6 protein-coding genes are annotated in these 6502 nt (G+C 32.8%); all 6 read right to left on the reverse strand.

Features of this window, described 5'->3' with window-relative positions:
* Window positions 1–197: 197 nt before the first annotated feature.
* Window positions 198–437: a hypothetical protein gene (locus F6K18_RS35570; protein ID WP_287528027.1), complete on the reverse strand. Its 240-nt coding sequence runs from the start codon at window positions 435–437 to the stop codon at window positions 198–200.
* Window positions 438–759: 322 nt separating this feature from the next.
* Complete coding sequence (locus tag F6K18_RS35575; protein WP_287528030.1) at window positions 760–1116, reverse strand: sulfotransferase family 2 domain-containing protein; 357 nt, start codon at window positions 1114–1116, stop codon at window positions 760–762.
* A 183-nt stretch (window positions 1117–1299) separates the two neighbouring features.
* Window positions 1300–3231, reverse strand: coding sequence for a hypothetical protein (locus F6K18_RS35580; protein ID WP_287528032.1), 1932 nt, complete (start codon window positions 3229–3231; stop codon window positions 1300–1302).
* A gap of 921 nt (window positions 3232–4152) precedes the next feature.
* On the reverse strand, window positions 4153–4806 hold the full coding sequence (locus F6K18_RS35585) for a nitroreductase family protein (protein WP_287528034.1): 654 nt from the start codon (window positions 4804–4806) through the stop codon (window positions 4153–4155).
* Between the two features lie 266 nt (window positions 4807–5072).
* Window positions 5073–5285 (reverse strand): hypothetical protein, encoded by a 213-nt coding sequence (locus tag F6K18_RS35590; RefSeq protein ID WP_287528035.1) that lies wholly within the window; start codon window positions 5283–5285, stop codon window positions 5073–5075.
* Between the two features lie 15 nt (window positions 5286–5300).
* The gene (locus F6K18_RS35595) at window positions 5301–6284 is read right to left on the reverse strand and encodes a GntR family transcriptional regulator (protein ID WP_287528036.1); all 984 of its coding nucleotides are present in this window, start codon (window positions 6282–6284) and stop codon (window positions 5301–5303) included.
* Between the last annotated feature and the right edge of the window lie 218 nt (window positions 6285–6502).

The following is a 6502-nucleotide window of genomic DNA, read 5'->3' on the forward strand; positions in this document are numbered from 1 at the left end:
TATTAAGAATTATAGTCAATAGTTAATGTAGTATGTATTTATACTTAAACCTTGCTCGTAATGCCTATCATGTAAAAATCTGAGCAATAAATACCTGACACTACAAGCTAGACCTGCGGAATGTCGGCTAAAACCACCCCTAAGTGATAATGATTCCAGAGAAAATCTGGTTTAATTTTAATAGCTTGATGGTAAGCTTATACTGCTTTTCTGTAGAGATTATTTTCTTGAAAGATACCACCTAGTGTATGATAATAAGCCCAAGATTTTTTGGGATTAATTCCAATTGCTTGAGCATAAGCAATCAAAGCTTCTTCTAATTTTCCTTGATTTTGTCGTAGAAATCCTATTTGATTATAATATTCTTCAGTATAATTTTTTGCTTGTTTTTTTTCTTTATCTAAAATTAAAATATTGCTGATTCTTTTGATTTTCATTGCTATAGCTTAATAAATCAATAACATTTGACTTAAACTCTCCTATTATTTGCATTTGTTCGGCATTCAAAAACTCATAAAAAGGGCGGTTGTCATCTCTGAAAAATCTTTTAGCTTTTGGTAAATATCCATCGAATGGTATATTTAATTTTTAACAGACAAAAGTTAAATATGAGCAAATATTTTCATACTTACCAATAAAATCAACTGCTAGTGTATCGTTGATTGTGTAAATATTCCAATTGTTTTTTCGGGGTAAATTCCTATACTTATTTTTCAGCCAGTTATCAAATTTAATAGATTTGTTTTGGCAAAGAAAATATTACAAAGATATAGCTCTATCAAAAGGATTTCTTTCAAAACAAAACTTATAGTAACTATCCCAAATCGAAGGTTCTATGACACTTTGAATTTCTTTAGCAGTGATCTGGTTGAAATACTTTTTATATTCATTTCCCTGAGCATCAAAATCTAAATAATTTTGTGGTCTTTTTCCAAGAAGTTTTCTGATAGCTTCATCTTCCAAGGACATAGGAGTAATTACATCATCATCACCACAAAATCTAGACAAAGAAATTTTAACTGATGTACCAGAAGTTTTTTTTGTTTTCAGGAAAATAAATTTATATTTGTGGGATATTATCATGATGATCAAGAAAAAATTAGAAAAGTTAGTCAATTGAGCGATCGCTTCAGAAATACAGAACCCTAATTCTACTTTGAAAAAGCAGCAGTCTTCTCATGTTTAAATATAGAAGGTCCCCTCAACTTTTATCTTAACTAAATCCTCACTCTAAAAGTATTATGTTAATTACCAACACTCCCCTACTCCCCTACTCCTCTACTCCCTTACTCCCCTAGTTCAACTATTAGGAATATGAGCAGCAACCTTTAAACCTTGTGGGTTATAAACCTCTAAAGGAATCTTGGCATTATTACTAATAGCCTTCAAAGCTATCTGTAAAGTTTTCAAATGTTTTTCTAGTTGAGTAAGACTCTTTTTATCTTTATTAACTTGTAATTCCTTAGCTGTTTTCTTAATTTTATCTACATAGTCAGAAGTTAACCGCACAGTAATTAAATCCTTCGTAACGCTATATTCACAAATTTTCGTTGTTCCTTTACAAGTTTTACTTAAATCTTGACGAGCCTTAGCTATAGTATCTAAAAATCTCTGGTTAGCTTGTGCTATTTTGAGAAAAGTATCATAAGATTTAATTAAAGGTTTAGCCTTAGAAAAATAACTAGAAGTAGTAGGTACTTCTTCAGCAGAATTTAGAGCATTTTGCCAATATTTCACAGCCTCTTGCCAATTATCTTTTGGCTCAAAAACTTCAGCTTGTTTCGCATAACTAATAGCTTGATTATAATACTCTTCACCAATTTGTTCTATAATTCTACGTTCCTCAGCTAACTGAAGTTTCTGTTCATACTGAGGAAGTAAATTTTTAGCTTCTAAATAGGCAGTTGTTTGTGGTGGAATAGAAGATATTTTATCTAAGGCGTCTGCCCAACTTGAATATACACTTTTCCAACTTTCAGGAAACTGAGCTACTACTTCTCTAGTATTTGCTAACTGAGCTGATTTTTTAGCAGCAATTAGTTTTTGATTAGCTTCTTCTTCCGTTGTTAATCTACCTTTAATCGCCACTAAATATTTACGATATTGCTGTAGTTTATTCTTAGCAAAAGCATAAGCACTACTATCTGCTGGTACTTTTTCTAGTAAGACAATTGCATTTTGCCAAAGTGATTGAGTTTCTATCCAATCTTCTACTTTTAGTGGCAAAGTTTTACTATTTTGAGCTGCTTGTTGACCTTTAGTTAGAGCTTGTTGAATATTTTTCAAATGTTGAATTTCTGCTTTGTAAGTAGATTTTAAATGTTGTGACTCTAGATAATGTATTGACCAAAATGGAATTTTGTTTAAATCTTGAACTGCTTTTTCTAACTTTTCTTTTGCTTGCTTTGGAGCTAGAGAGTTTTGAAAATTTTTAATTGTTTCTAATGATTGCTGATTTAACTCTCTCGCTGTGGGTACAATCATACATTTTCCAATAACACAGGGTTGAGTTATTGCATAAAAACAGCCTATTAAAATTGTCAAACTTAAACTGGCGCTGAGAAATTCTACTTTAGAGAAGGTACTTAAGTTAACAGTTGATTTTTGTTCTACACAATTAGAATGTTTTGCTTTTATTCTTGATTTTTTAGGAGATATATCTAATCCTTCCGCATCAAAAGGGTTATCTAAATCATCCAGTAATTTTGAAGTAATTTTAATATCTGAGTTTTGACTTTTCTTTCCAGGAATATACTCTTGATCGACATTAGTGTTTAGCTCAGACTCTAACCTAATAGATATCTGTTCTAAATCATTTAAATCAAATGGATTATCTAAAGAATCTAAAAATTCTGATGTAATTTTTACTCGATCGCCCATATCTCCATTTACCCATCTCGGCAAAAAAGTTAATGTAGACTCTTCTAGCCGACTTTTTGTAAAAAATGAATGATAAGCATAAGGATATATATGACCAATAACATTCAAACAAATACCTACTTTTTCAATAGATTCTAGTTGTTGTTTTTGAACTATACCTTTTAACTCAGAAATTGTTTTTTCTCGATCTATCACTAAATTTGCTGGATGTTCACAAATCACTAATAATGTTCCAGCTTTTAAGTCACATTGAATTTTACAAGCATCATTGAAATTTCTCAAAGATTGCCAGCTTTTTTGTAAATTATCCTCTAATATCTGAGTATTAATATTTCTGATTGCTGTTTTCATTTTCTAGTTAAAAATTTGATTTTTTTAATTAGGGTTTGCTGTATTTATTACTTGAATAATTATACATCTCCGGGAAAGAGGGAGTAGGTAGTAGGAGGAAATAATTGATAATGTATGTGCAATAATTGATTTTATTTTTTATTATTGGATATGTCTATTATCAAAATAATATGGGTTGCCCAACCCCGTCTTTTAAGGCGAAATATTTTTGGAGCGAAGCTCAAATCCCCGTTACAAAAATAACTTCTGTACGTCGCCAATCCGACGGCTCCCCTATCTGACTTCTGACTTCCGACTTCGTTAAATTTTTGGATGTTGTTATTAAATCAACAATCCTGAATATAAGATAAATTATTATACCAAATTAAAAAAAGGTAGTTACATCTGAATTTGTGATTTATTCCTACGATAAAAAATAAAAATTCAACCTTTTTTCCTCTTTTTTATTATGTTTTTCTTTCCCTGTTCCCTGCTCCCTGTTACCTGTTACCTGTTACCTGTTACCTGTTACCGAAAAATCGTGGTCTAAAGCCTCCCCTTTTAAGGGAATAAAAAGCGGTCGATCTTCGTAGCTTCCCGTAGGGTGGGATGGCGAGGAGACCTCGCCATATCCAATCGACCAAGAGAAAAGATAATTCCGTATTTCAAGCCTCCTTATTGCAGAGGTACTGATAACTGATACAGCGCTTTCCGCTGTTATGAGGTACACCCATCGCGGGCAAGATACCCGCAATACAATACTTTCACTATTCATCTTGTACATCATTTGCCCGAAATATGCTGTAACTGATAACTGAGCGGTAACAATATTTTATGAAATTGGATTAATCAAACCATTCGGATAAATATTTGCTCAAAATTCCTGTTCCATAGAAACAAATTTTTGTAATATTCTTTAGTCAAATTAGTAGAATTTATCGATTATATAAAATCCTGTCCATAGGTTTCTTGAAAGCAAACCTGACTCAAAGAAAGACGTCCACCATATTTTTTAAATGGTTCAGCAGCATAACCCATAGCTAATAGACAGCAAACATCTACTTGCTCTGGAATATTAAATGCTTCTTTAACTTGAGATGCAATAAATCCTTCGAGAGGACAACTATCAACCCCAAAACTACTAGAAACGAGCATAATTTGAGCTACTGCTAACATTATTTGCCTATTTATCCAAGCTTCCATAGACTCAAAAGAAGGAGGACTTTCAAACATTTTAGGGATTGAATTTTTCATATAATCTGCATAAGTATCATTGATAGCTTCATGTTCTTTGCGCAACTCAATTATAGATTCTATATATTCTGGTTTAGATACATGGCGATCGCCACAACAAATCAGAACTACTGGAGCTTCTCCTACCTGGCGTTGATTAAAAGCACAAGCCTTAAGTCGTTCTTTATTTTCTTGTTTCTTAACCACAATAAAACGCCAAGGTTGTAAGTTAAAACCAGAAGGAGCCATCATACCCAGACGTAAAATTTCTTCTAGGATTACATTAGGAATTGAATTTTTACTAAATGCACGAGCAGAGCGACGCTTCTCAATAGCTTGCTTTAAATTAATGCTTGGTTCCATAAAGTCAAAATATAATTTGTAGTTGAATTTTTTATTTCTTCTTGAACTATAGTTTTTCTATTTTAAGGTGTGAAACTAAGATTGACATAAAAATGGAATAAGAAGAAATTATAGATATAGAAATCCTAAATTAGTTGTGACAATTTTTATAGTAGTTAATTTAAACTGAAAACTTCTAAAATTATGGCTCTTGACTGTCACTCAAATATTACAAATTAGAAAGGATTGCTATAGAGATTTTTTAGTAATGCTGTATTCAGCAATTATTAGGTCTCACAATCTTTATAGCGGTTTTCACAAAGGTAGACTTGCATTGCTTCTGCCTTCTGCCCTCTGCCTTCTGCCTTTAAGCCAAAATCTCTGTATTCTATGTTAATGAAAACTGCTATAAAAATAGCATATAAAGTTATAGCAGCATAAACATCGGAAATAGGGAATAAATTAATATTAATTTTATCTAATTGTTCTTCATATTGCATAATATTTAGCAGAAACTATACCAAACCCAACTCTCGTTTCAATAAATTAATTGACTCTGTACCAATGTAATTTTCAAAGCAGATAATTTGTGGCGGGCGAATAATATCTGCTCTGTTTTTTTGTACGGCAGCTTTAACTTTAGTATGACTAAATTTGTCACAAATAATTATTTTAGCCATCCGCACCATAGCATCAACTTTGTGGGTTTCTTCCTGTTGCGCAGTCATTACATTTACGTCCTTTCCACGCAAGCTGTAAATAATTACTTCTGCAGCTTTTAGTAGACCAGAACTGAGACTAACTATACCAAAGTAACTTCCCTGAGATAAATTATTGACCAACTTAAATTCTTGAGCATAATCATATATATCAATTGGAATGACTCGTACAGATTTAGGAGCAGCTATTTTTTCAGCTCGTCCAATGAAATATCGACTTGTGACAACCGTTCCAGAAGATACTTCATCTATAACTCTACCTAGTTCTTCCAGAGGAACTACTTGGACAGAAATATTAAGAGCTTGTTCCAACTCTTTAGCCATTAACTGTCCAATACCAATATCATTAGAGGGAGCTGTCACTAATACCCTGGCACTACAACGCAGTCGCCAGTCAATCTCAGTAAGGAACATTTCTCTAGCTTCATTCAAACTACAGCCTTGGGACAGTAATTCATCCAAGCCACTCTTGACTATATCGCTGGCATGGGGATACTTTTCATAAATGGGAGACTTTAACTTTGACCCTCCCTCATTTCCTTGTGCTTTAACATAAATACCCGAACCTGCTTGAGCTTCCACAAGACCAATATCTTCAAGTTGACGATATACCTTACTTATAGTGTTGCGATGTAAACCAGTTTGCATCGCAAGTTGTCGGGTACTAGGTAGTCGATGGCCAGGAGAAAACTTTCGGGAAGCTATGGCAAACCGAATTTGATTAAATAATTGGTTTGATGCAGGAATATCACTATCTGCTTTAATCTGAAAATTAACCATAGTAGAAAAAACTGCTAGTCAGAAATAAATTTTTATGCTGTGACTTACCTACACAGAAGTATTAGCTTTCTGTGTAGGCTTCTAATGTTTATTAAAAACGGTCAGAACTTCCTTAGAAACAAAAGCAGTTTTTGACTTTATAATAACCACTTTGTTCTTACGGCGGTTTTATAGTCACCGAACAAGTCTAGCTCGACTCGTTTCAAATTGATTGCTGC

Origin of the sequence: Okeania sp. SIO2C2 (assembly GCF_010692625.1) — a bacterium.
In the GTDB taxonomy this organism is placed as follows: Bacteria; Cyanobacteriota; Cyanobacteriia; order Cyanobacteriales; family Microcoleaceae; genus Okeania; species Okeania hirsuta.

Excerpts from the sequence above, each read along its gene's own strand:
- F6K18_RS35595 (WP_287528036.1), bottom strand. The coding sequence starts at position 6,284 with ATGGTTAATTTTCAGATTAAAGCAGATAGTGATATTCCTGCATCAAAC.
- F6K18_RS35585 (WP_287528034.1), bottom strand. The coding sequence starts at position 4,806 with ATGGAACCAAGCATTAATTTAAAGCAAGCTATTGAGAAGCGTCGCTCT.
- F6K18_RS35590 (WP_287528035.1), bottom strand. The coding sequence starts at position 5,285 with ATGCAATATGAAGAACAATTAGATAAAATTAATATTAATTTATTCCCT.
- F6K18_RS35580 (WP_287528032.1), bottom strand. The coding sequence starts at position 3,231 with ATGAAAACAGCAATCAGAAATATTAATACTCAGATATTAGAGGATAAT.
- F6K18_RS35570 (WP_287528027.1), bottom strand. The coding sequence starts at position 437 with ATGAAAATCAAAAGAATCAGCAATATTTTAATTTTAGATAAAGAAAAA.